We start from the raw sequence: 26,328 nt of genomic DNA on the forward strand, positions 1-26,328 counted from the left end.
GTAGTTCAGCGTCACCAGGACGACGCCGTCCCTGGCGAAGGCCCGGCCGTCGTACAGCGCGGCGCAGGAGACCCTGCCCGCGACGGCGACGCTGCGCAAGGACCGCCCCGAGGAGCGGACGTTGCTCGCCGCGCTGGCCCACCTGCACGTCGCCGGGCACGCCCCGGACTGGTCCGCGGTGCTGCGCCCGGCGTCGTTCGTCGTGCTGCCCACCTACCCCTTCCAGCGCGAGCGTTACTGGCCGCGCACGCCCGAAGCCGCTGCCCCGGTGAGCGGAGTGGACGGTGAGTTCTGGTCGGCGGTCGAGACCGCGGACCTGTCCGCGCTCGCCTCGGCCCTGGACGTTCCCGAGGCCGAGCTGACCGGCCTCGAAACCGCCCTGCCGCTGCTCGCGCGGTGGCACGGCGACCGCGTCGGACTGTCTACTGTGGACAACTGGCGGTACGCCGTGAACTGGCGACCGCTGACCGGGAAGCCCACCGGGACGTCCGGCACCTGGCTGCTGGTCCTCCCGGAGCGTGGCGTCGAGCCGCCGGTGCTGGCCGCGTTGACCGCGGGGATCAAGTGCCGTCCGGTGCGCGCCGGCGACCTGCCCGGCGCGCTGGACGGCGACTACGCGGGTGTCCTGTCGCTGCTCGCCCTCGACGAGCGTCCCGCGCCGGACGCACCCGGGATCACCGTCGGCCTCGCCGCGACCCTGGAGCTCGTGCAGGCGCTCGGCGACGGCACGCCGTTGTGGTGCGCCACCTCGGGCGCGGTCTCCGTCGGTCGCGCCGACGCGGTCCGCAGCGCGGCCCAGGCGGCGCTGTGGGGCTTCGGCCGCACCGCCGCCGTCGAACACGCCGGCCGCTGGGGCGGCCTGGTCGACCTCCCCGCCGTCCTCGACGACCGCGCGGTCGCCCGGCTGGCGGGCGTCCTGGGCGGGACCGAGGACCAGGTCGCCGTCCGCGACTCCGCGGTGTTCGCCGCCCGCCTCGAACGCGCGCCCGCGACGACGTCCGGCACGTCCTGGCGGCCGCGCGGCACCGTGCTGATCACCGGCGGGACCGGGGCGCTCGGCGCCGGGGTCGCCCGCCGGCTGGCCCGCACCGGCGCCGAACACCTCGTCCTGACCAGCCGCCGCGGTCTTGACGCCGCCGGCGCGCCGGAGCTGCGTGACGAGCTGACCGCCCTCGGCGTCACCGTGACCATCGCGGCCTGCGACGTCACCGACCGCGAAGCCGTCGCCGAGCTGGTCGGCGGCATCGACGGGCTGCGAGCCGTCGTGCACGCCGCCGGAGTGGCGCAGTCCGCCCCGCTCGACGGGCTCGGCGTGGCCGAGTTCGCCGGCTACACCGCCGCGAAGCTCGCCGGTGCCGAGAACCTCGACGCCGTCCTCGGCGACCGCGAACTCGACGCCTTCGTGCTGTTCTCCTCGATCGCGGGGGTCTGGGGCAGCGGAGGCCAGAGCGCCTACGCGGCCGCGAACGCCTACCTCGACGGCCTCGCCCACCGCCGCCGCGCGGCCGGGCTGGCCGCGACGTCGGTGGCCTGGGGCCCGTGGGCGGGCGGCGGCATGCTGGCCGCCGAAGGCGCGGAAGACCACCTGCGCCGCCGCGGCCTCCGGCCCCTGGACCCGGAACTGGCGCTCACCGCCCTGCGCCGGGCTCTGGAGTCCGGCGACACCGCCGTCACGGTCGCCGACGTCGACTGGGCCCGGTTCGCACCCGGCTTCACCTCGGTCCGCGCCAGCGCGCTGCTCGGCGACCTGCCCGAGGTCCGGGCCGCTCTCGACGTCCCGGTCGAGGACACCCGGCGCCGGGAGCTGTCCGCCCGCGAGCTGCTGGACCTCGTCCAGCGCGAAGCCGCGGCCGCGCTCGGGCACGCCGACCCGGCGTCCGTCGCGGTGGACCGGCCCTTCCGCGACCTGGGCTTCGACTCGCTGACCGCCGTCGAGCTGCGCAACCGCCTGAGCGCGGTCACCGGCCTGAAGCTGCCGTCGACGCTCGTCTTCGACCACCCGTCCGCCACCGTCCTCGCGGACTTCCTGGGCCGCGAGCTGTTCGGCGCGGACGACGCGCTCGTCCCGGCCCCGCGCGCCCAGGAAGCCGACGAGCCGATCGCGATCGTCGGCATGAGCTGCCGCCTGCCCGGCGGGATCACCTCGCCGGAGGAGCTGTGGCGGCTGCTGGCCGACGGCGGCGACGCCATTTCGGCGTGGCCCGGGGACCGTGGCTGGGACGCCGAAGGCCTCTACGACCCCGACCCCGACGCCGAGGGCAAGAGCTACTCCCGCGACGGCGGCTTCCTGACCGGCGCCGGCGAGTTCGACGCCGCCTTCTTCGAGATGAGCCCGCGCGAGGCGCTGGCCACCGACCCGCAGCAGCGACTGCTGCTCGAAAGTTCCTGGGAGGCCCTGGAACGCGCCGGGATCGACCCGCGGTCGCTGGCCGGCACCCAGTCCGGCGTGTTCGTCGGCGCGGGCGTCTCGGGCTACGCCGCCGGTCTGCGCGAAGCCCCCGAGGGCCTCGGCGGGCACCTGCTCACCGGCAACGCGGGCAGTGTCCTTTCCGGACGGATCGCCTACCACCTCGGCGTCGAGGGCCCGGCCGTCACGCTGGACACCGCGTGCTCGTCGTCGCTGGTCGCGTTGCACCTCGCCGCCCGGTCCCTGCGCTCGGGCGAGTGCTCGCTGGCGCTGGCCGGCGGCGTCGCCGTGATGGCCAACCCCGCCGCGTTCGTCGAGTTCAGCCGGCAGCGCGGCCTCGCGCCGGACGGCCGCTGCAAGGCGTTCGGCGACGGCGCCGACGGCACCGGCTGGTCCGAAGGCGTCGGCATGCTCGTGCTGGAAAGGCTTTCCGACGCCGAGCGGCTCGGGCACACCGTGCTCGCCGTGGTCCGCGGCTCGGCGGTGAACTCCGACGGCGCGTCCAACGGCCTGACCGCCCCGAACGGCCCGTCGCAGCAGCGGGTGATCCGCGCCGCGCTCGCCGACGCCGGCCTCGAACCGTCCGATGTGGACGCCGTCGAAGGGCACGGCACGGGCACCCGCCTCGGCGACCCGATCGAGGCGCACGCCCTGCTGGCCACGTACGGCCACGACCGCGAGCGCCCGCTCCTGCTCGGCTCGCTGAAGTCCAACCTCGGGCACACCCAGGCCGCGGCCGGGGTCGCCGGCGTGATCAAGATGGTGCTGTCCCTCCAAGGCGGATTGCTCCCGAAGACCCTCCACGCCGCGCAGCCTTCGTCCGAAGTGGACTGGACGGCGGGCAGCGTCTCGCTGCTCACCGAAGCGATGCCGTGGCCGGCCGACGACCGTCCGCGCCGGGCCGGGATCTCGGCGTTCGGCGTCAGCGGCACCAACGCCCACGTCATCATCGAAGAGGCTCCCGCGACCGAGCCCGACCTGCCGCGGCCGCGGCGCACCGGGCTCGTCCCGGTGGCGCTGTCCGGCCGGTCGGAGGCGGCGCTGCGGGCGCAGGCCGCACGGCTGCTCGACCGCCCGGAGACCGACCCGGCCGACCTGGCCTGGTCCCTGGCCACGACCCGCTCGGCGTTCGAACACCGCGCCGTCGTGCTGGCGGAAGACGACGCCGCACTGCGGACCGGGCTCGCCGCGCTGGCCGAGGGGCGCAAGTCCGCCGCGGTGGTGCGCGGGACGGCCGCGCCCGGCCGCACGGCGTTCCTGTTCACCGGACAGGGTGCGCAGCGGATCGGCATGGGCCGCGAGCTGTACCGCGAGTACCCGGCATTCGCCGAAGCGTTCGACGCGGTCTGCGCGCACTTCGACGTCGAGCTGGACCGGCCGCTGCGCGGCGTGATCGAGCACGGCGAGCTGCTGGACCGGACCGAGTACACCCAGCCCGCGCTGTTCGCGGTCGAGGTGGCGCTGTACCGGCTGCTCGAAGACTGGGGCGTACGGCCCGACTTCGTCGGCGGTCACTCCATCGGCGAACTGGCCGCCGCGAACGTCGCGGGGGTGCTGTCGCTCGAGGACGCGTGCACGCTCGTCGCCGCCCGCGCGCGACTGATGCAGGCCTTGCCCGAGGGCGGGGCGATGGTGGCCGTCGCGGCCACCGAGGACGAGGTCGCGCCGCTGCTGACCGACGGGGTGTCGCTGGCCGCGGTCAACGGGCCGTCGTCGGTCGTGCTCTCCGGCGACGAGGACGCCGTGCTCGCGGTGGCGGCGAGGTTCGACAAGACCCGGCGCCTGCGGGTGAGCCACGCGTTCCACTCGGCCCGGATGGACGGCATGCTCGCCGACTTCCGCGCCGTGGCGGCGGGGCTGACCTACCACGAGCCCACGGTGCCGGTGCTGTCGAACGTAACCGGCTCGCTCGCGACGGCGGCCGAGCTGGGCGACCCGGAGTACTGGGTCCGGCAGGTCCGTGCCACCGTCCGGTTCGCCGACGGCGTCCGCACCCTGGCCGGGCGCGGCGTGACCCGGTTCCTCGAACTGGGCCCGGCCGGGGTCCTCTCCGCGATGGTCGCCGAGTGTTCCGATGATCTTCTCGCCGTGCCGGTGCTGCGGGCCGACCGCCCCGAAGCCCGCACGGTGTTCTCCGCGCTCGCCGAACTGCAGGTCGACGGCGGCGGCGTCGAGTGGGCCCGGGTGCTGAACGACGGCGTGCGCGTCGAGTTGCCCACCTACCCGTTCCAGCGCGAGCGGTACTGGCTGGAGGTGCCGGACGTCGACGGCGACCCCGCGTCGCTCGGCCAGTCCGACGCCGGGCACGGCCTGCTGAGTGCGGCCGTGGACCTGGCCGGCGCGGACAGCGTCGTGCTCACCGGCCGGCTTTCCGTCGACACGACGCCTTGGCTGGCCGAGCACCGCGTCGACGGCGAGATCCTGTTCCCCGGCGCGGGTTTCGTGGAGCTGGCGCTGCGCGCGGCCGACGAGGCCGGCTGCGACCAGGTCGAAGAACTGGTCCTGGAGGCTCCGCTGGTCCTGCCCGAGCGCGGTGGCGTCCCGGTGCAGGTCCGCGTCGAGGCCCCGGACGGCGCCGGACGGCGCGCGTTCGCCATCCACACCCGCGGCGACGGCTGGGTCCGGCACGCCGCCGGGTTCCTGGCCACCGATCTGTCCACTTCGGACGCCTTGACGCAGTGGCCGCCCGCTGACGCGCTGCCGGTCGGGGACTACTACGACCGGCGGGAGGCAGCCGGGTTCGCCTACGGGCCGGCGTTCCAGGGGCTGCGCGCCGCGTACCGCGCGGGCGACGACGTGTTCGCCGAGGTCGCGCTGCCCGCGGGCACTTCGGTCGACGGCTGGGGCGTGCACCCGGCGCTGCTCGACGCGGCGCTGCACGCGCTGGCGTTCGCCGACCTGCCGGACATGCTGCCGTTCTCGTGGTCGGGCGTGACCCTGCACGCGACGGGCGCGACCGAGCTGCGCGTCCGCCTGCGCCGCACGGGCACCGCCGTCCAGCTGACCTTGGCGGACCCGACCGGCCAGGTCGTGGCCACGGCCGAATCGGTGGTCCTGCGCCCGGCGACCCGGTCGGCACCGGCCGCCACGCACCGCCGCGTCGAGTGGGTCGTGAGTGGGAAACAGTGTTCCAACCCGGTTTCCCCCTCACGACCGGCCGCGGCGATCGGTGACCTCGGTCTCGACGGCCTCCCCACCTACCAGGAGTTCGCCGAGCTGGCGGCCGCCGATGAGGTGCCCGAGGTCGTGTTCGCGTCCTGCCGCCCCGCCGACACCGACGACCCCACCTGGGCCGTCTGGGCTTCGGCGCAGCGGGCGCTGGCGCTCGTCACATCCTGGCTGGCCGACCCGCGGTTCGCCGCGTCGCGGCTGGTCTTCGTCACCCGAGGCGCGGTCGCCGTGACCGGCGGCGAAGTCCCCGACGTGGTGGAAGCCGCCGTCTGGGGTGCCGTGGAGCCGGTGCTGGCCGAGCACCCCGGACGGTTCGCCCTCGTCGACGGCGCCGCCGTCGAGCCCGGCGCGGATCGGTTCGCGATCCGCGGCGACGTCGGCTACGAGCCGCGGACGAGCGCGGTCACCCCGGACGCCTGGAAACCCGAAGGCACCGTGCTGCTCACCGGGGCGTCCGGCGAGCTGGGGGCCGCCGTCGCGCGGCACCTCGTCGAAGACCGGGGCGTCCAGCGGCTCGTCGTGCTCGGTGCGGCCGGCCTGCCGGGCGCCGAACTCATCTCCTGCGACCCCGCGGACCGCTACGAACTGGCGCGAGCGCTCCGGGACCTCCCGGACGTGACCACGGCCGTCCACATCGGACTCGCCGAGGGCGCGGCCGACCTGCGCGACCGCGCCGACATCGCCTTCAACCTCGCCGAGCTGGACGTCGACCTCGTGGTGCTGACCACCGTCGGCGGCGAGGGCCTGGTCGCGGCGCAGACCGCGGTGCTCGAAGCGGTCGCCCACAGTGCGCTCGCGTGCCGTCCCGGCGAGCCGCCGGCGTTCGGCCTGCTGGGGACGAGGGGCGCGCTCCGCGTCGCCGAGAACACCCCGGCGAAGGCCCGGACCCGCCGGGTCGTCGCCGCGGTCGCCGACGCGGGCAACGCGCTGCACCAGAAGCTCACCCGGCTGCCCGAGGCCGACCGGCACCGGGCCCTCCTCGAGATCGTCCGGACCGAGGCCGCGCTGGTGCTCGGCCACGCCGGGCCGGAGGCGGTCGGCGCCGACCGGGCGTTCAAGGAGCTGGGCGTCGACTCGCTGACCGCCGTCCAGCTGCGCAACGCGCTGAACACCGTGACCGGTCTGCGGCTGCCCGCGACCTCGGTCTTCGACCACCCGAACCCGGTCGCGCTGGCGAAGGCGCTGCACGCCGAGCTGTTCGGGGAAGAAGAAGAGACCATCGAGGCCGTCACCCGGGTTGACGAGCCGATCGCGATCGTCGGCATGGCCTGCCGCTACCCCGGCGGCATCGCGGACCCGGAGGACCTCTGGCGGCTGGTCGCCGAGGGCGGCGACGCGATTTCGCCGTTCCCCACCGACCGCGGCTGGGACCTCGAGGCGCTCTACGACACCGACCCGGACGCGCCGGGCACCTGCTACGCCCGCGAGGGCGGGTTCCTGCACGACGCGAGCGCGTTCGACCCCGGCTTCTTCGGGATCAGCCCGCGCGAGGCCGTCTCCATGGACCCGCAGCACCGCCTGCTGCTGGAGGTGTCCTGGGAGTCGATGGAACGCGCCGGGATCGACCCGGCCACGCTGCGCGGCAGCCGCACCGGCGTGTTCGCCGGCATCACCTACCAGGACTACGGCGGCCTCCTCGGCGCCGCGACCGACAGCTTCGAGGGCTTCCTCGGCACCGGCAACTCGCCGAGCGTGCTCTCCGGCCGCGTCGCCTACACCTTCGGCCTGGAAGGGCCCGCGGTCTCGATCGACACGGCGTGCTCGTCGTCGCTGGTCGCGATCCACTGGGCCTGCCAGGCGCTGCGGGAGAGCGACTGCACGCTCGCCCTCGCCGGCGGCGTGACCGTCATGTCCACGCCGGTCTCGCTGGTCGAGTTCAGCCGCCAGCGGGCGCTGGCCGCGGACGGGCGCAGCAAGCCCTTCTCGGCCGACGCCGACGGCGCGAGCTGGGCCGAGGGCGCCGGGATGCTCATGCTGGAACGGCTTTCCGACGCCGAGCGCAACGGCCACCGCGTGCTCGCGGTGATCAAGGGCTCCGCGATCAACTCCGACGGCGCGTCCAACGGCCTCACCGCCCCGAACGGGCCGTCGCAGCAGCGGGTGATCCGGCGGGCGCTGGCCAACGCGCGGCTGACGACGTCCGATGTGGACGTCGTCGAGGCGCACGGCACCGGCACGAAGCTGGGCGACCCGATCGAGGCGCAGGCCATCATCGCCACCTACGGCCGCGAGCGGCCCGCGGACCGGCCGGTGTACCTGGGGTCGTTCAAGTCCAACGTCGGGCACGCGCAGGCGGCCTCCGGCGTCGGCGGCGTGATCAAGATGGTCCAGGCCATCCGCCACGGCGTGCTGCCCAAGACGCTGCACGCGGAGGTCCCCTCGCCGCACGTCGACTGGGAGGCGGGCGACGTCAGCCTGCTCACCGAAACCCGGCCGTGGCTCTCCGACGGCCTGCGTCGCGCGGGGGTCTCGTCGTTCGGCATGAGCGGGACGAACGCGCACGTGATCCTGGAGCAGTTCGCCGAGGAGACCCCGGAACCGACCGCACCTGCGGATTCCGCGGTGCCGCTGCTGCTGTCCGGCCGGACCGCCGACGCCGTGCAGCGTCAGGCCGAACGGCTCGCCACCACTCTGTCTACAGAGGACATTCACGATGTCGCGGCGTCGCTGGCCACCACGCGGTCGGCGTTCGAGCACCGGGCCGTCGTCGTCGGCGCCGACCGGGACGCGCTGCTGGCCGGCCTGGCCGATCCCGCCGTGCGCGGGGTCGCCGGGACACCCGGCAAGACCGTGTTCGTCTTCCCCGGCCAGGGCTCGCAGTGGGTCGGCATGGCCCTCGAACTCGCCGAAGCCGCGCCGGTCTTCGCCGAGCGGCTCGCCGAGTGCGCCGCCGCGCTCGAACCCTTCGTCGACTGGAAACTGACCGACGTCCTGGGCGACGCCGAGGCCCTCCAGCGCGTCGACGTCGTGCAGCCGGCGTGCTGGGCGGTCATGGTTTCACTCGCCGCGCTGTGGGAGTCCTACGGCGTCCGGCCGGACGCCGTGATCGGGCACTCCCAGGGCGAGATCGCCGCGGCCTGCGTGTCCGGCGGACTGTCCCTCGAGGACGGTGCCCGCGTCGTCGCGCTGCGGAGCCAGGTGATCCGGACGTCGCTGGCGGGCCGGGGCGCGATGGCGTCGATCGCCCTGCCGGCCGAGGACATCGCACTGCCGCCCGGGCTGTCCCTCGCCGCGCTGAACGGGACGGCCGCGGTCACCGTCTCCGGCGACCCCGACCAGGTCGACGCGCTGGTGGCCCGCTGCGCCGCCGACGGCGTCCGGGCCCGCAAGGTCCAGGTCGACTACGCGTCGCACTCCGCGCACGTCGAGGCGATCGAGGCCGAGCTGCTGGAAGTGCTGGCACCGGTCTCCCCGGGAGAAGCGCGGATCCCGTTCTATTCGACCGTCACCGGCGACTGGCTCGACACCACCGAGCTGACCGCCGCGTACTGGTACCGGAACCTGCGGCAGCGCGTGCTGTTCGCGCCCGCCACCGAAGCGCTCGGCGAGCAGGGCTTCGGCGTGTTCGTCGAGTCCAGCGCGCACCCCGTGCTGGGCACCGCGATCGCCGGGACCCTCGACGACGTCGTCGTCACGGGCTCCCTGCGCCGTGACGAAGGCGGTCTCGCCCGCTTCCTGACGTCGGCCGGTGAGCTGTGGGCGCGCGGCGTAGACGTAGACTTCGCGTTGACCGGGTCCATGGTGGACCTGCCGACGTATCCGTTCCAGCGTCAGCGTTACTGGCCGACGCTGCCCGGCCCGGGTGACGTCGCCGCGGCCTCGGACGCCGCCGACGCCGGGTTCTGGTCGGCCGTCGAACGCGACGACGCCGGCGAGCTGGCGAAGACGCTCGGAATCGACGCGGGAGCCGTCGAGGGCCTGCTGCCCGCGCTCGCCGCCTACCGCAGGCAACGCCGCGAAGAGTCCACAGTGGACAACTGGCGGTACCGCGTCGGCTGGCAGCCGGTCACCGTCGACAGCTCTCCGCGTCTCGACGGGACCTGGCTGGTCGTCCGCCGCCCGGGCGGCGACCCTCTTCCCCTGGACCGCTTCGGGGCCGAGACCGTCACCGTCGAGGTCGAATCCGGTATCGATCGCGCCGCACTGGCGGAGCGGCTCGGGGAGGTCGAACCGGCGGGGATCGTGTCGCTGCTCGGCACCGACGAGTCCTACCGCGGGCTCGTCGACACCGTCACGCTGATCCAGGCGCTCGGCGACCGCGAGATCGACGCTCCCTTGTGGACGTTCACCCGCGGCGCCGTGTCGACCGGCAAGGCCGACGGGCTCCGCAACCCGGCCCAGGCGCCAGTGTGGGGCCTCGGCCGGGTCGCCGCGCTCGAACACCCCGGCCGCTGGGGCGGTCTGCTCGACCTGCCCGCCGACCTCGACGACCGCGCGGTCGCCCGCGTGGTCGCCGCGATGGCGACGGACGAAGACCAGGTCGCCGTCCGCGCGTCCGGCGTCTTCGCCCGGAGGCTTCTGCGGTCACCGCTCGGTTCGGCAACGCCGGACCGCGAGTGGACGCCGGACGGCACGGTGCTGGTCACCGGCGGTACCGGCGCGCTGGGTGCGAAGGTCGCCCGCTGGCTCGCCGGCCGCGGCGCCGAACGGCTGGTGCTCACCGGCCGTCGTGGCGCGGACGCCCCGGGCGCGACCGAGCTGTGCGACGAACTCGCCGCGCTCGGCACGCACGCCACCGTCGTGGCCTGCGACGTCGGCGACCGCGACGCCGTGGCCGCGCTGCTGGCCGAGCACCCGGTGAACGCCGTCATCCACACGGCCGGTGTCCTCGACGACGGCGTGCTGTCCGCGCTCACCCCGGACCGCCTCGCCGGCGTGCTCAAGCCCAAGGCGCTCGCCGCGTTCCACCTGCACGAGCTGACCAAGGACCTCGACCTGTCGGCGTTCGTCTCCTTCGCCTCGACGGCGGGTGTCTGGGGCGGCCCGGGCCAGGGCAACTACGCCGCCGCCAACGCCTACCTCGACGCGCTCGCCGACCACCGGCGCTCGCTCGGGCTGGCCGCGACCTCGATCTCCTGGGGCCCGTGGGCCGACACCGGCATGGCCGACGCCACCGCCGTCGCCGAACGGCAGCGGCTCGGTGGCATCCACGCGCTCGACCCGGAGCTGGCGATCTCGGCGCTGCAGCAGGCCCTCGACCACGGCGAGACGACGCTGACCGTGGCGGGCGTCGACTGGGCGCGGTACGTGCCGTCGTTCACCGCGGTCCGGCCGAGCCCGCTGCTGCTCGGCATCCCCGAGGCCCTCGCGGCGATCGAGGCCGCGGGGGAGAGCACCCCGGCCGGGGGGCTGAGCGAGCGCGACGTGCTCGAGTTCGTCCGCACCCAGGTCGCCGGCGTCCTCGGGTACGGCGGGCCGGGCGAGGTCGAGTCGAACCGGGCGTTCACCGACCTCGGGTTCGACTCGCTCACCGCGGTCGACCTCCGCAACCGCCTGTCCGCGGCCACCGGGCTCAAGCTGCCCGCGACGCTGATCTTCGACTACCCGACGACGACCGCCCTGGTCACGCACCTCAAGGGCGAGCTGGGCGAACCGGCCGAGACGACGTCCACAGTGGACGTCGCACCGAAGGCCGTCGAAGACGACCCGATCGCCATCGTCTCGATGGCCTGCCGCTTCCCCGGCGGCGTGCGCTCGCCGGAGGACCTGTGGGCGCTGCTCTCCGGCGGCGCCGACGCGATCACCGACTTCCCCGACGACCGCGGCTGGGACCTCGACGCGCTCTACGATCCCGACCCCGACCACCAGGGCACGTCCTACACCCGCCGCGGCGGGTTCCTCGACGGCGCCAGCGGGTTCGACGCCGCGTTCTTCGGCATCAACCCGCGCGAAGCCCTGGCCATGGACCCCCAGCAGCGCCTGCTGCTCGAAACGGCCTGGGAGGCCATCGAACGCGCCGGGATCGACGCGGCGTCGCTGCGCGGCGGCCCGGTCGGCGTGTTCGCCGGCTCCAACGGGCAGGACTACACCCCGCTGCTCGCGCTCGGCGACGACGAAGGCGTCGAGGGCTACACCATGACCGGCAACGCGGGATCCGTGGTGTCCGGCCGCATCTCCTACGCGCTCGGCCTCGAAGGCCCGGCCGTCACGGTCGACACGGCGTGCTCGTCCTCCCTGGTCGCGGTGCACCTGGCCACGCGGGCGCTGCGGTCGGGGGAGTGCTCCCTCGCACTGGCGGGCGGCGTCACGATCATGTCGACGCCGTCCGGGTTCATCCAGTTCAGCCGCCAGCGCGGCCTCGCGCTCGACGGCCGCTGCAAGGCATTCTCCGACGACGCCGACGGCACCGGCTGGGGCGAGGGCGCCGGCATGGTGCTTCTCGAGCGGCTGTCCGACGCGCGCCGCAACGGACACCCGGTGCTCGCGCTGGTCCGCGGCAGCGCGGTCAACCAGGACGGCGCGTCGAACGGCCTCACCGCCCCGAACGGGCCGTCGCAGCAGCGGGTCATCCGCGCGGCGCTGGCCGACGCCGGGCTACGCGCGTCCGAAGTGGACGCCGTCGAGGCGCACGGCACCGGCACGGTGCTCGGCGACCCGATCGAGGCGCAGGCCGTCCTCGCCACCTACGGGCAGGACCGCGACCGGCCGCTGTGGCTCGGGTCGGTCAAGTCCAACCTCGGGCACACGCAGGCCGCCGCCGGCGCGGCCGGGATCATGAAGATGGTCCTGTCACTGGGACACGACCTGCTGCCGAAGACGCTGCACGCCGACGTCCCCTCGTCCCATGTGGACTGGACCGCGGGCGACGTGCGGCTGCTGTCCGACGCCGTCGCATGGGCGCCGAACGGGCACCCGCGTCGCGCCGGGATCTCGTCGTTCGGCGTCAGCGGGACCAACGCGCACGTGATCGTCGAGCAGGCCCCCGAAGAACCCGCTCCGGCCGAACCGACGTGGTCCGGTCCGGTGCCGTGGGTCCTTTCGGGACGGTCCGAGGCGGCGCTGCGGGCCCAGGCCGCGCAGCTGGCCGACCACCTCACCGACGAGCGGCCGGCCGACGTCGGCTGGTCCCTCGCCACCGGCCGGACCGCGTTCGAGCACCGCGCGGTCGTGGTCGGCAGCGACTCCGGGGAACTGCTGCGGGGTCTGCGCGACCTCGCCGACGGACCCCTCCCCGGCCCGGTAAGTGAGGGCCGGATCGGGTTCCTGTTCACCGGGCAGGGCGCGCAGCGGCTCGGCATGGGCCGCGAGCTGTACGACGCGTACCCGGTGTACGCCGAGGCGTTCGACGCGGTGTGCGCGCACTTCGACACCGAGCTGGACCGGCCGCTGGCCGACGTCGTCTTCGGCGACGAGGACCTGCTGAACGAGACCGGCTACACCCAGCCGGCGCTGTTCGCGGTCGAGGTGGCGCTGTTCCGCCTGCTGGAGTCGTGGGGCGTGCGGCCGGAGTACCTGGCCGGGCACTCGATCGGCGAACTGGCGGCCGCGCACGTCGCCGGGGTGTTCTCCCTCGCCGACGCGTGCCGCCTGGTCGCCGCGCGCGGCCGCCTGATGCAGGCTCTCCCCCGGGGTGGCGGGATGCTGGCGGTGTCCGCCACCGAGGACGAGGTCACGCCGCTGCTCACGGACAGGGTGAGCATCGCCGCGATCAACGGGCCGACGTCCGTCGTGGTCTCCGGCGACGACCTGGACGGAATCGAGCGGCACTTCACCGCGCTGGGCCGCAAGACCAAGCGGCTCACGGTGTCCCACGCGTTCCATTCGCCACTGATGGATCCGATGCTGGCCGAGTTCGCGAAGGTGGCCGAGCAGATCACCTACGCCGAACCGGCCCTGCCGATCGTGTCCACGGTGACCGGTGCGGTCGCGTCCGTGGTCACGCCGGAGTACTGGGTCGGCCAGGTGCGCGCGGCCGTGCGGTTCGCCGACGCCCTCACGACCCTGCGGGGTCTGGGCGTCAACCGGTTCGTCGAGATCGGGCCGGACGCCGTTCTCACGCCGATGGTCGACGCGGCCGTCGCGATCCCGACCCTGCGCAAGGGCCGCGACGAGCGGGTCAGCGTGCTGGCCGCCGTCGGCGAGCTGCACGTCCACGGGCAGAGTCCCGAGTGGACGGCCGTGTTCGCCGGAACGGACGCGCGCCGGGTCGACTTGCCGACGTACGCGTTCCAGTACCAGCGCTTCTGGCCGCACCTGTCCGGCATGCCGCTCGGCGACGTCACCGCCGCCGGCCTCACCGCGGTCGACCACCCGCTGCTCGGCGCGTCGGTCTCCGTGGCGGGCTCCGACGAGCTGCTCTTCACCAGCAGGCTCGCGCTGTCCACGCACCCGTGGCTGGCCGGGCACGAGGTCATGGGCCAGGTCCTCCTGCCGGGCACCGCGTTCCTGGAGCTGGCCGTCCGCGCCGCGGACCAGGCCGGCTGCGCCCGCGTGGAGGAGCTGACGCTGGCGGCACCGCTGGTGCTGCCCGAGCGCGGCGGCGTCCAGCTGCAGTGCTCGGTCGGCGCACCTGGCGAGGACGGGACGCGCACCTTCAGTGCGTACTCGCGGATCGAAGGCACCGAGGACTGGGTCCAGCACGCCACCGGCCTGCTCGCCGTCGGAGCCGGGGAGCCCGGCGAACCGCTGGCCGAGTGGCCGCCCGCGCAGGCGGAACCCCTTGCCGTGGAAGACTTCTACGAAACGTACGCGGCGGGCGGGTTCGCCTACGGTGATGCCTTCCGCGGGCTGACCGCCGCCTGGCGCCACGGTGACGACGTGTTCGCCGAGATCGCGCTGCCCGAATTGGCTCGCGACGACGCGCGCCGCTTCGGCCTGCACCCGGCCCTGCTCGACGCGGCCCTGCAGGCGCTGCTCTACCTGCCCCTGGCCGGGTCCGGGCAGAGCAGGCTCCCGTTCTCCTGGTCGGGAGTCACCCTGCACGCGTCCGGCGCCGACGCCCTGCGCGTCAAGCTCAGCCTGGCCGGGTCGGACGCACTGGCGCTGACCATCGCCGATCCGTCGGGCCACCCGGTCGCGACGGTGGACTCTCTGGCCATGCGCCAGGTGTCCGCCGACCAGCTGGCGACCGAGCCCAGCCGACTGCGCGACTCGCTGTTCCAAGTGGACTGGATCCCGCTGGACCCCGGGTCCGAACCGGACACCGGAACGTGGGCCGTCCTCGGTCCGGACCAGCACAAGCTCGGCGTCCAGCTCGGGACGTCCGGCCCCTTGAAGTCCTATGTGGACATCGACGCGCTGCTCGCCGAAGGCGGCACGCCCCCCGAGGTCGTCTTCGCGCCGCTCGTGCCGGGCCGCGCGACGGACTTGCCCGGCGAGGTGCGGGCGGCCACCGGATCGGCGCTGGCCATCGTGCAGCGCTGGCTGGCCGAAGAAGCCCTGGAAGGCGCGAAGCTGGTGTTCGTCACCTCCGGCGCGGTGGCGCACCGCGGCGAGGTGACCGACCTGGCCAACGCCGCCGTCTGGGGCCTGGTCCGCTCGGCCCAGGCCGAGAACCCGGACCGGTTCCTGCTGGTGGACGTCGACGGCGAGGAAGCGTCCTACGGCGCGGTGCCGGCCGCGCTCGCCACCGGAGAACCGCAACTGTCCCTTCGCGACGGTGAACCGCACGCGGCCCGGCTGGTCCGCGCCGAAACGGCCGGCGGCGTGCTCAGCGCCCCGAAGGACGGGCACTGGCGGCTCGACATCGTCGACAAGGGCACCCTGGAGAACCTCACCCTGCTGCCGTGCCCCGAGGTCGCGGGGCCGCTGCCGGACGGCCACGTGCGGATCGCCGTCCGCGCGGCGGGCGTCAACTTCCGCGACGTCCTCAACGCCCTCGGCATGTACCCCGGCGAGGCCGGGGCGATGGGCCTGGAAGGCGCCGGCGTCGTCACCGAGGTCGGCCCGGGTGTCACCGGGCTCGCCGTCGGTGACCGGGTGCTCGGCATGTTCCCCGGCGCGTTCGGGCCCCTCGCCGTCGCCGACCAGCGGCTCGTCGCCCGCGTCCCGGACGGCTGGTCGTTCGCCGAAGCGGCGTCCGTGCCGATCGTGTTCCTCACCGCCTACTACGCGCTGGTCGACCTCGGTCGCGTGCAGGCGGGGGAGACGGTGCTGGTCCATGCGGCCGCGGGCGGCGTCGGCATGGCCGCGGTCCAGCTCGCGAAGCACCTCGGCGCCGACGTGTTCGGCACCGCGGGCGCCGGCAAGTGGGACGCGCTGCGTGAACACGGCCTCGCCGACGACCGGATCGCGTCCTCGCGGACCCTCGACTTCGAGGACCGGTTCCTCGCGGCCACCGAGGGCCGCGGCGTCGACGTCGTGCTGGATTCGCTGGCCGGGGACTTCGTCGACGCGTCGCTGCGGCTCCTGCCACGCGGTGGCCGGTTCCTGGAGATGGGCAAGACCGACGTCCGGGTCCCCGCCGAGGTCGCCGCGGCTCACCCGGGTGTCGCGTACCAGGCGTTCGACCTCATCGAGGCCGGTCCCGACCGGATCGCCGAGATGCTGCGGGAGGTTCTCGACCTGCTCGGCCGCGGCGTGCTGCGGCCGATCCCGGTCACCGCGTGGGACGTCCACCGCGCGCCCGCGGCGTTCAAGCACCTCCAGCAGGCCAAGCACGTCGGCAAGGTCGTGCTGACCGTGCCCGCGCCGCTCGACCCGGAGGGCACGGTCCTGATCACCGGCGGCACCGGTGGCCTGGGCGGGCTGCTGGCCCGGCACCTGGTCACCGAGCACGGCGCGCGGCACCTGCTGCTCACCAGCCGTCGCGGCCTCGCCGCCGACGGGGCCGCCGAGCTGCGGGACGAGCTGACCGGGCTGGGCGCGACCGTCACCGTCGCGGCCTGCGACGCGGCCGACCGCGACGCACTGGCCGCGCTGCTCGGCGGCATCCCCGCCGAGCACCCGCTGCGGGCGGTCATGCACACCGCCGGGGTGCTCGACGACGGCGTCGTCGGCTCGCTGGACGCCGCCCGCCTCGACAAGGTGCTGCGGCCCAAGGTCGACGCCGCGGTGCACCTCGACGAGCTGACCCGGCACGCCGACCTCACCGCGTTCGTGCTGTTCTCCGGAGCCGCCGGCCTGTTCGGCGGCGCGGGACAGGCGAACTACGCGGCCGCAAACGCTTTCGTGGACGCCTTCGCCACCCACCGGCACGCCCTCGGGCTGCCCGCGGTGGCCCTGGCGTGGGGCCCGTGGTCGGCCGCCGTCGGCATGACCAGCGGGCTGACCGAGACGGATCTCGGCCGGATGGCCCGCGCCGGGCTGCTGCCGCTGTCGGCCGAGCTCGGCCTCGCCCTGCTCAACGCGGGCGTGGCCGCCGGCGAGGCGGCGGTGGTGCCGATGCGGGTCGACACCGCCGCGCTGGCGTCGTCGGGCGCGGTGGCCCCGCTGTTCCGGGGGCTCGTCAGCGCCCCGGCGCGGCGCGCGGTCGCGTCCGCGGCGAAGGCCGAACCGGCCGGCCTGGCCGAGCGGCTGGCCGCGACGCCGGTCGCCGACCGCGAGGACCTCGTGGTGGAGCTGGTGACCGGCCAGGTCGCCGCCGTGCTCGGGCACGCGTCCACAGTGGACATCGACGCCGGCAAGGCGTTCAGCGAGCTGGGCTTCGACTCGCTCACCGCGGTCGAGCTGCGCAACCGGCTCGGCGCGGTCGCCGGGAAGCGGCTGCCCGCGACGCTGGTGTTCGACTACCCGACCGTCGCCGAGCTGGCGGGCTACCTGCTCGAAGCCGTCGCGCCGCCGGCGCCGAGCGCGAACGGCCTGGTCGACGACCTGCGCGGTTCCCTCGCGTCGCTGCCCGAGGGCTACGAGGGCCGCGAGGAGATCACCGAGCGGCTGCGGAGCCTGCTCGCGTGGTGGACCGGCACCACCCCCGAAGAACCACAGCCGGACGACGTCGCGGCCGCGTCCGCCGACGAGCTGTTCGACCTGATCGACAAGGAGTTCGGGGCGTGACCTCCGACAACGAGAAGAAGCTGCTCGACTACCTCAAGAAGGTCACCACCGACCTGAGGGCGGCGAACCAGCGGGTGCGCGAGGTCGAGGACCGGGAGGCCGAGCCGGTCGCGGTGATCGGCCTGGGCTGCCGGTTCCCCGGTGGCGTGCGCACCCCCGAACAGCTGTGGCAGCTGCTGGCCGCGGGCGGCGACGGCATGTCCGGCTTCCCGACCGACCGCGGCTGGCCCGCGGCGCTGTACTCCGGCGACGCCGGGCAGGCGGGCACCAGCTACGTCCGCGAGGGCGGGTTCGTCTACGACGCGGCCGAGTTCGACCCCGGCTTCTTCGGGATGAGCCCCCGTGAGGCGCTGGCCACCGACCCGCAGCAGCGGCTGCTGCTCGAAACGGCGTGGGAGACCATCGAACGCGCCGGGATCGACCCGCTGTCGTTGCGCGGCACGAAAGCGGGTGTCTTCGTCGGCGGCACGTCGACCGGCTACGGCTCCGGCCTGACCGCGCTGCCCGACGGCGTCGAAGGGCACCTGCTCACCGGCAACTCGACCGCGGTCATCTCCGGCCGGGTCGCCTACCAGCTCGGGCTCAAGGGCCCGGCCGTCACGGTGGACACCGCGTGCTCGTCGTCGCTGGTCGCGCTGCACTGGGCTGCCCAGGCACTGCGGCGCGGCGAGTGCTCGCTCGCGCTCGTCGGCGGCGTGACCGTCATGTCGACGCCCGGCATGTTCCTCGAGTTCAGCCGCCAGCGCGGGCTCGCGCCCGACGGGCGGTGCAAGCCCTTCGCGGCCGCCGCCGACGGCACCGGCTGGTCCGAGGGCGTCGGGCTCGTCCTGGTCGAGAAGCTGTCCGACGCCCTCGCCAACGGCCACCCCGTGCTGGCCGTGGTCCGCGGCTCCGCGGTCAACTCCGACGGCGCGTCCAACGGCCTCACCGCCCCCAACGGCCCGGCGCAGCAGCAGGCGATCCGGGCCGCGCTGGCGAGCGCGGGACTCGAACCGTCCGAAGTGGACGCCGTCGAGGCGCACGGCACCGGCACCACGCTCGGCGACCCGATCGAGGCGCACGCGCTGCTGGCGACCTACGGCCAGGACCGCGACCGGCCGCTCCGGCTCGGCTCGGTCAAGTCGAACATCGGCCACACCCAGGCCGCCGCGGGCGTGGCCGGGGTGATCAAGATGGTCCTCGCCATGCGGCACGAGCTGCTGCCGCGCACGGTGCACGTCGACGCGCCGTCGCCCCACATCGACTGGACGGCCGGGGCGGTCGAACTGCTCACCGAGAACGTTTCGTGGCCGGCGGGAGAGACTCCGCGCCGCGCCGGCGTTTCGTCGTTCGGGATCAGCGGGACCAACGCGCACGTGATCCTGGAGAGCTACGACCAGGTGACCGAACCGGCGGCCACGACCGGCGGACTGGTCCCGCTCGCGCTGTCGGCGCGGTCCCGCGAGGCCTTGCTGGAGCAGGCTGCCCGGCTGCGTGACCACCTGGCGGCGGGCCTGCCGCTCGCCGACACCGCGTGGTCGCTGGCCACCGGGCGGTCGGCGTTCGAGCACCGGGCGGTCGTGCTGGCCGCCGACGCCGAGGCGGCGGCGACGGCCCTGGACGCGCTGGCCGCGGACGCGCCCGCCGCGTCCCTTGTGGACGGCGTGGCGGGCAAGCCCGGCAAGCTCGCGTTCCTGTTCTCCGGGCAGGGATCCCAGCGGATCGGCATGGGAACCGGGCTGCGCCGCGAGTTCCCGGTGTTCGCGTCGGCGTTCGACGCGGTGTGCGCGGAGTTCGACTTTCCCCTGGCCGAAGCGATCTCAGGCGAGTCCCTGAACGACACCGGCTACACGCAGCCCGCGCTGTTCGCCGTCGAGGTGGCGTTGTTCCGGCTGCTGGAGTCCTGGGGCGCGCGGCCGGACTTCCTGGCCGGGCACTCCATCGGCGAGGTGGCCGCGGCGCACGTCGCCGGGATCCTCTCGCTGGCCGACGCCTGCAAGCTCGTCGCCGCGCGCGCCCGGCTGATGCAAGCTCTCCCGGCCGGTGGGGCGATGGTCGCCGTGCAGGCCACCGAAGCCGAGGTCGCCCCGCTGCTGGGCGAGCGGGTGAACCTGGCCGCGGTCAACGCGCCCGGCTCCGTCGTGCTGTCCGGCGATGAGGACGCGGTGCTCGCGGCCGCGGCCGAACTGGCTGCCCGCGGGCGCAAGACCAAGCGGCTCGCCGTGTCGCACGCCTTCCACTCGGTGCTGATGGAGCCGATGCTGGCCGAGTTCCGCCAGGTGGTGTCCGGGCTGACGTTCTCGGCGCCGAAGATCCCGATCGTCACCGGCGGACCCGCCGACCTGACCGACCCGGAGTACTGGGTGCGGCACGTGCGCGAGCCGGTCCGGTTCGCCGACCGCATGGCGGCCCTGGAAGGCCGGGGTGCCGCGCGGTTCGTCGAGGTCGGCCCGGACGGGACCCTCGCCGGGATGGCGGGCGTGCCGGTCGTGGCGACGCTGCGCTCCGGGCGCGATGAGCGGGAGTCGGTCCTGGCCGCGCTGGCCGAGCTGTACGTGCGGGGCGGAACGCCCGCCTGGACCGCGTTGCTCGACGGCGCCCGCCGCGTCGACCTGCCGACGTACGCCTTCCAGCGCGAGCGGTTCTGGCTCACCTCGCCGGAGTCCGCCGAGGTCGTGGACCCCGGCGCGGAGCAGTTCTGGTCGGCGGTCGAGCGCGAAGACCTCGCCGCCTTGACCAGTGCGCTCGACGTGCCTTCGGAGACACCGCTGAGTGACGTCGTCCCCGCGCTGGCCGCCTGGCGTCGCCGTCACCACGAAGAGTCCACAGTGGACGGCTGGCGCTACCGGATCGGCTGGCGGCCGGTCACCGGGACCAGTGCGACCCGATTGTCCGGCCGCTGGCTCGTGGTGGGCGACGGGACCGACGACGTGGTCGAGGGCCTGCGCGACCGGGGCGCGGACGTGCTGCACGTCCCGGTCGGTGCCGCTCTGCCGGGAGACGAACCCGCCGGTGTCCTTTCGCTGCTGGCGGTCGACGACGCCCTCGCGCTGGTGCAGGCCCTCGGCACACTCGGCTGGTCCGCGCCGCTGTGGTGCGCGACCCGCGGCGCGGTCTCCACCGGCCGATCCGACCCCCTCGAACACCCGGAGCAGGCGCAGGTGTGGGGCCTCGGCCGATCCGCCGCGGTCGAACACCCCCGCCGCTGGGGCGGCCTGATCGACCTGCCGGAACAGCTCGACGAACGCGGCCTCGACCGGCTGTGCGGAGTGCTCGCCGACGGTGCCGAGGACGAGGTCGCCATCCGGCCGTCCGGCGTCTTCGCCCGGCGGCTCGTGCGGGCACCGCTGCCTGCCGGATGTCCCGAGTGGATGGTCACCGGCACCGTGCTGATCACCGGCGGTACCGGCGCGCTCGGCGGCCACCTGGCGCGCTGGGCGGTCGAGCGGGGCGCGTCCCGCGTCGTGCTGGCCAGCCGTCGCGGCCCGGCGGCGGCCGAACCGGCCATGCCCGAGGTCACGGTCGTGGCCTGCGACTGCACCGACCGGGACGCGGTCACCGCACTCGTGGACTCCCTGCCGGACCTGACCGCCGTGGTCCACGCGGCGGGCGTGCTCGACGACGGCGTGCTCGACGGGCTCACCCCCGAAAAACTCGATCGCGTGCTGCGCGCCAAGGCGACCTCCGCCCGGGTGCTGCACGAGGCCACCGCGGAGCGGGACCTTTCGGCGTTCGTGCTGTTCTCGTCGCTGGCCGGCACCGTCGGCTCGGCCGGACAGGGCAACTACGCCGCCGCCAACGCCTACCTCGACGCGCTCGCCGCGTACCGCCGGGCCCGTGGGCTTCCGGCGACCTCGCTGGCCTGGGGCCCGTGGGCCGACGCCGGAATGGCCGCCGACGATGGGGTCCGCGACCGGCTGCGGCGCGGCGGTCTCTCGCCACTGAACCCGGTCCTCGCCCTGTCCGCATTGGACCGTGCACTGGGCGCCGGTGACGTCGCGGTCGCGCTCGCCGACGTCGCCTGGCCGGTCTACGGTCCCGCGCTCACCGCCGTGCGGGCGAGCCGGCTGCTGGCCGAGCTTCCCGAGGCGGCTGGTGCCCCGGTGGCGGAGCTGTCCGATGTGGACATGCTGACGCTGGTGCGGCGCCAGGTCGCCGCGGTGCTCGGCTACCCCGAGGAGGTCGCCGCGGACAAGTCGTTCAAGGATCTCGGGTTCGACTCGCTGACCGCCGTCGAACTCCGCAACCGGCTCGGCGCGGCCACCGGCGCGGACCTGCCGGCGACGCTGATCTACGACTACCCGACGGCCGCCGACCTGGCCGCGCACCTCGCGGGTACGACGGACGAAGCGCCGGTCGTCGAGCGCGCGGCGGCGTCCACCGAGGACCCGATCGTCGTGGTGGCGATGGGCTGCCGGTTCCCCGGCGGCGTGCGGTCCCCGGAGGACCTGTGGGAGCTGCTGGTCTCCGGCGGTGACGCCGTTTCGGGCTTCCCCGCCGACCGGCACTGGGACGTCGCGGGTCTCGCGGCGGCCGGGGTCGTCACGGGCGCGGGTGCGTTCGTCGACGGCGTCACGGAGTTCGATCCGGCCTTCTTCGGCATCTCGCCGCGGGAGGCCCTCGCGATGGACCCGCAGCAGCGGCTCGTCCTGGAAACCGCCTGGGAGACCCTCGAACGCGCGGGCGTCGACCCGGCCGGCGGCCCGGACGTCGGCGTTTTCCTCGGCACCAACGGGCAGGACTACCCGGCCGTGCTCGCGGGTTCCGGCGAGGACTTCGGCGGGTTCGTCGGCACCGGGAACGCGGCTTCGGTCGTGTCGGGCCGGGTGTCGTACGTGCTGGGTCTCGGCGGCCCGGCGGTCACCGTGGACACGGCGTGCTCGGCTTCGCTGGTCGCGCTGCACCTGGCCGCGCAGTCGGTGCGCTCGGGCGAGTGCGCGATGGCGCTGGCCGGCGGCGTGACGGTGATGGCGACCCCCGGCGCGTTCGTCGAGTTCTCGCGGCAAGGCGGGCTCGCGGCGGACGGCCGGTGCAAGGCCTTCGCCGACGAGGCCGACGGCACGGGCTGGGGCGAAGGCGCCGGCGTCGTGCTGGTCGAGCGGCTGTCGGACGCGCGGCGGCTCGGGCACCCGGTGCTCGCCGTGCTGCGCGGCTCGGCGATGAACCAGGACGGCGCGTCCAACGGTCTCACCGCCCCGAACGGGCCCTCGCAGCAGCGGGTGATCCGGGCGGCGCTGGCGAACGCGGGCCTGGCACCGTCCGATGTGGACGCCGTCGAGGCGCACGGCACCGGTACCGCGCTGGGTGACCCGATCGAGGCGCAGGCGGTGCTGGCGACCTACGGCCGGGACCGCGAGCGGCCGTTGTGGCTGGGTTCGCTGAAGTCCAACATCGGACACACGCAGGCCGCGGCCGGGATCGCCGGCGTCATCAAGATGGTCCTCGCGCTGGAGCACGGCGTGCTGCCGAAGACGCTGCACGCGGACCGGCCGTCGCGGCACGTCGACTGGGACAGCGGCGCGGTGGCGCTGCTGACCTCGGCCACTCCTTGGCCGCGTTCGGAGCGGCCACGCCGCGCGGGGGTGTCGTCGTTCGGGTTCAGCGGGACGAACGCCCACGTCATCGTCGAGGAGCCGCCCGCCCGCGAAGCGGCGGACGCTCCGGGGCCGGACGTCGTCTGGCCGCTTTCGGGCCGGTCGGCGGCGGTGCTGCGCGCTCAGGCCGCGCGTCTCCTGGAGTTCGTCTCCGCGTCGGAGGTCGACCTGGCCGACGTCGGCCGGTCACTGGCGGCCCGGGCGGTGTTCGACCACCGGGCGGTCGTGACGGGCGACTTGCTCGCCGGGCTGGCCGCGGTCGCCTGGGGCACGAAGCACCCCGGCGTCGTCATCGGGCAGGCCGGCGACGGGGCGACCGGCCTGCTGTTCGCCGGTCAGGGGTCGCAGCGCGCCGGGATGGGGGCCGAGCTGTACGCACGGTTCCCGGTGTTCGCGGACGCGTTCGACGCGGTGTGCGCGGTGGTGGACATCGCGCTGGACCGGCCGCTGCGGGACGTCGTGTTCGGCGACGCCGCGCCACTGGACGAGACCGGCTACACGCAGCCGGCGCTGTTCGCCCTCGAGGTCGCGCTGTTCCGCTTGCTCGAGTCGTGGGGCGTGCGGCCGGAGTACCTGGCCGGGCACTCGATCGGCGAGCTGGCGGCGGCGCACGTCGCCGGGGTGTTCTCCCTGGAGGACGCGGGCAAGCTGGTCGCGGCGCGGGCGAGCCTCATGCAGGCCCTGCCCGGTGGCGGCGCGATGCTCGCCGTGCAGGCCGCCGAGCAGGACGTTCTCGAGGTCGCGGCGGGGCGGGCGGACCTGGCGGCGGTGAACGGGCCGCTGGCCACGGTGCTGTCCGGGGACGCGGACGTGGTGGCCGAGATCGCCGCCGAGCTGACCGCGCGCGGCGTGAAGTCTAGGGTTTTGCGGGTCTCGCATGCGTTTCACTCGGCTCATATGGACGCGATGCTGGAGGAGTTCGCCGAGGTGGCGCGGGGGATCGGGTACGCCGAGCCGCGCATCCCCGTCGTGTCCACGGTGACTCCCGACGCCGACTTCACGGATCCGGAGTACTGGGTCCGGCAGGTGCGCGAGCCGGTGCGGTTCGCCGACGCCGTGTCGACGCTGCGGGAGTCCGGGGTGACGCGGCTGGTCGAGCTGGGCCCGGACGGGACGCTGAGCGCCCTGACGGGAGCCACCCCGATGCTGCGCAAGGACCGGCCGGAACGCGCGACGGCGTTGCTGGCATTGGCGAACCTGCACGTCAGCGGGCACACCGTGGACTGGGCGCCGGTGGTGTCCGGGAGCCGGACCATCGCGCTCCCGACTTACCCGTTCGAGCGCCAGGTGTTCTGGCCGGAGCCCCTGGTCCCGGTCGCGGCACCGGCGGACAGCAAGCAGTACCGGGTGACGTGGCGCCCGATCCCGGACCGGCCGCCGGTGGGGCTGCCGGGTCGCTGGCTCGTGGCGATTCCCGCCGGATACGACGAGGAACCGCTGGTCAAGGCGGTGCTCCCGGCGTTGGTGGAGGCCGGAGCCGAGCCGGTGCCGATGACACTGGGAGAGCCGGACCGAGATGCTGTCGCGGCCGAGCTGCTCGGCGTTGGCCAGGTCACCGGGGTCCTCTCTCTGCTGGGCCTCGCCGTCCACGCCACCCCGGGCCGGCCGTCCGTACCCCTCGGCCTCGCGCTGAGCACCACCCTCCTCCAAGCCCTCGGCGACGCGGGCCTCGACGCGCCGCTCTGGTCGGTCACCACCGGCGCCGTCGCCGTCGGGACCGAAACCCTCGCGCAGCCGCTGGCCGCCGGGGTCTGGGGGCTCGGGCGGACCGCCGCGCTGGAACACCCCGATCGCTGGGGTGGCCTGGCCGATCTGCGCGCGGAGCCCGGCGAACCCGAGCTGACCCGGCTCGTCGCCGCCCTCGCCGACACCGATGGTGAAGACCAGCTCGCGATCCGCCCCTCCGGCACCTTCGCGCGGCGGCTCGTGCGCGCCCCGGTCGAGGCGCCCGCCGAACCCTGGGCCCCGACCGGCCCCGTCCTCGTCACCGGCGGCACCGGTGCGCTGGGCGCCGAGGTCGCCCGGTGGCTGGCGCGCACCGGTGCGCCGCACGTCGTGCTCGCCGGACGGCGTGGTCCCGCCGCGCCCGGGGCCGCCGAGCTGGAAGCCGAACTCAGCGCCCTCGGTACCAAGGTGACCATCGCCGCCTGCGACTTCGCCGATCGCGATGCCGCCGCCGCGCTCCTCGACTCGCTGCCCGGCCTCGACGCCGTCGTGCACGCCGCCGGTGTCCTCGACGACGGCGTCCTGGGCTCCCTGACGCCGCACCGGCTTTCGACCGTCCTCCAGGCCAAAGTGGACTCCGCGCTCAACCTCCACGAGCTGACGCGCACCCGCGACCTCTCGGCGTTCGTGCTGTTCTCCTCCCTCGCCGCCACCCTCGGTGCGGCCGGGCAGGGCAGCTACGTCGCGGCCAACGCCGTCCTGGACGCGCTCGCCGAGCACCGGGCCGGTCTCGGCCTGCCCGCGACCTCGATCGCCTGGGGCCCCTGGGCCGGCTCGGGCATGGCCGACGGCCACAGTGCCCGCGCCGAACGCGGCGGGATCCGTCCGCTGGCCGCGGACCTGGCCACCGCGGCCCTGCACCGGGCGATCGGCGGCGCGCCCGCCATCGCCGTGGCGGACGTCGACTGGGCGGTGTTCGCCACCACCGTCCGCGGCGGCCGGCTCCTCGACGACCTGCCCGAGGCGCGGCGGGCGCGCACCACGGTGGAGACGCCGGACATCCGCGCGAAGCTGGACGCGCTGACCGGGCCCGAGCGGGAGCGTGCGCTGCTCGACCTGGTGCGCGCCGAGGTCGCCGCCGTGCTCGGTTACGCCGGCCCGTCCACAGTGGATCCCGGGCTCGCGTTCAAGGAGCTGGGCCTCGACTCGCTCACCGCGGTCGAGCTGCGCAACGGGCTCGCCGCCGCCACGGGGCTGCCCCTGCCCGCGACGCTCGGGTTCGACTACGCGAACCCGGCGGCGCTGGCGCGGTACCTCGGCCGCGAACTCGGTCCGGCCGACCCGGCCGCGGCGGCCGAGGCCGAGCTGGACCGGATCGAAGCGGCCTTCGCCGGGCTGACCGCCGAGCAGCTCGCCGGCACCCGGATCACCACCCGGCTGCAGGCGTTGCTGAGCCGGCTGGGCACGGGCCCGGCGGAGAACACGCGGCAGAAGCTCGAGACGGCCAGCGAAACCGAGATCTTCGACTTCATCGACAACGAGCTGGGACTCGCGTGACGCGCGGGTTCGCCGGCGGGC

At 74.9% G+C, this 26,328-nt stretch carries 2 protein-coding genes; both read left to right on the forward strand.

The window, feature by feature from the left end; translation table 11 throughout:
- The first annotated feature begins 121 nt into the window (after nt 1-121).
- Entirely contained in the window at nt 122-17,512 is a 17,391-nt protein-coding gene (locus ABZ342_RS42560; protein ID WP_360485893.1) for a type I polyketide synthase, read from the forward strand.
- Nucleotides 17,509-26,307 (forward strand): type I polyketide synthase, encoded by an 8,799-nt coding sequence (locus ABZ342_RS42565; RefSeq protein ID WP_360485896.1) that lies wholly within the window; start codon nt 17,509-17,511, stop codon nt 26,305-26,307. The genes ABZ342_RS42560 and ABZ342_RS42565 overlap by 4 nt, the downstream gene beginning before the upstream one ends.
- Nucleotides 26,308-26,328: the final 21 nt, after the last annotated feature.

Origin of the sequence: Amycolatopsis sp. NPDC005961 (assembly GCF_040629235.1) — a bacterium.
Lineage (GTDB): Bacteria > Actinomycetota > Actinomycetes > Mycobacteriales > Pseudonocardiaceae > Amycolatopsis > Amycolatopsis camponoti.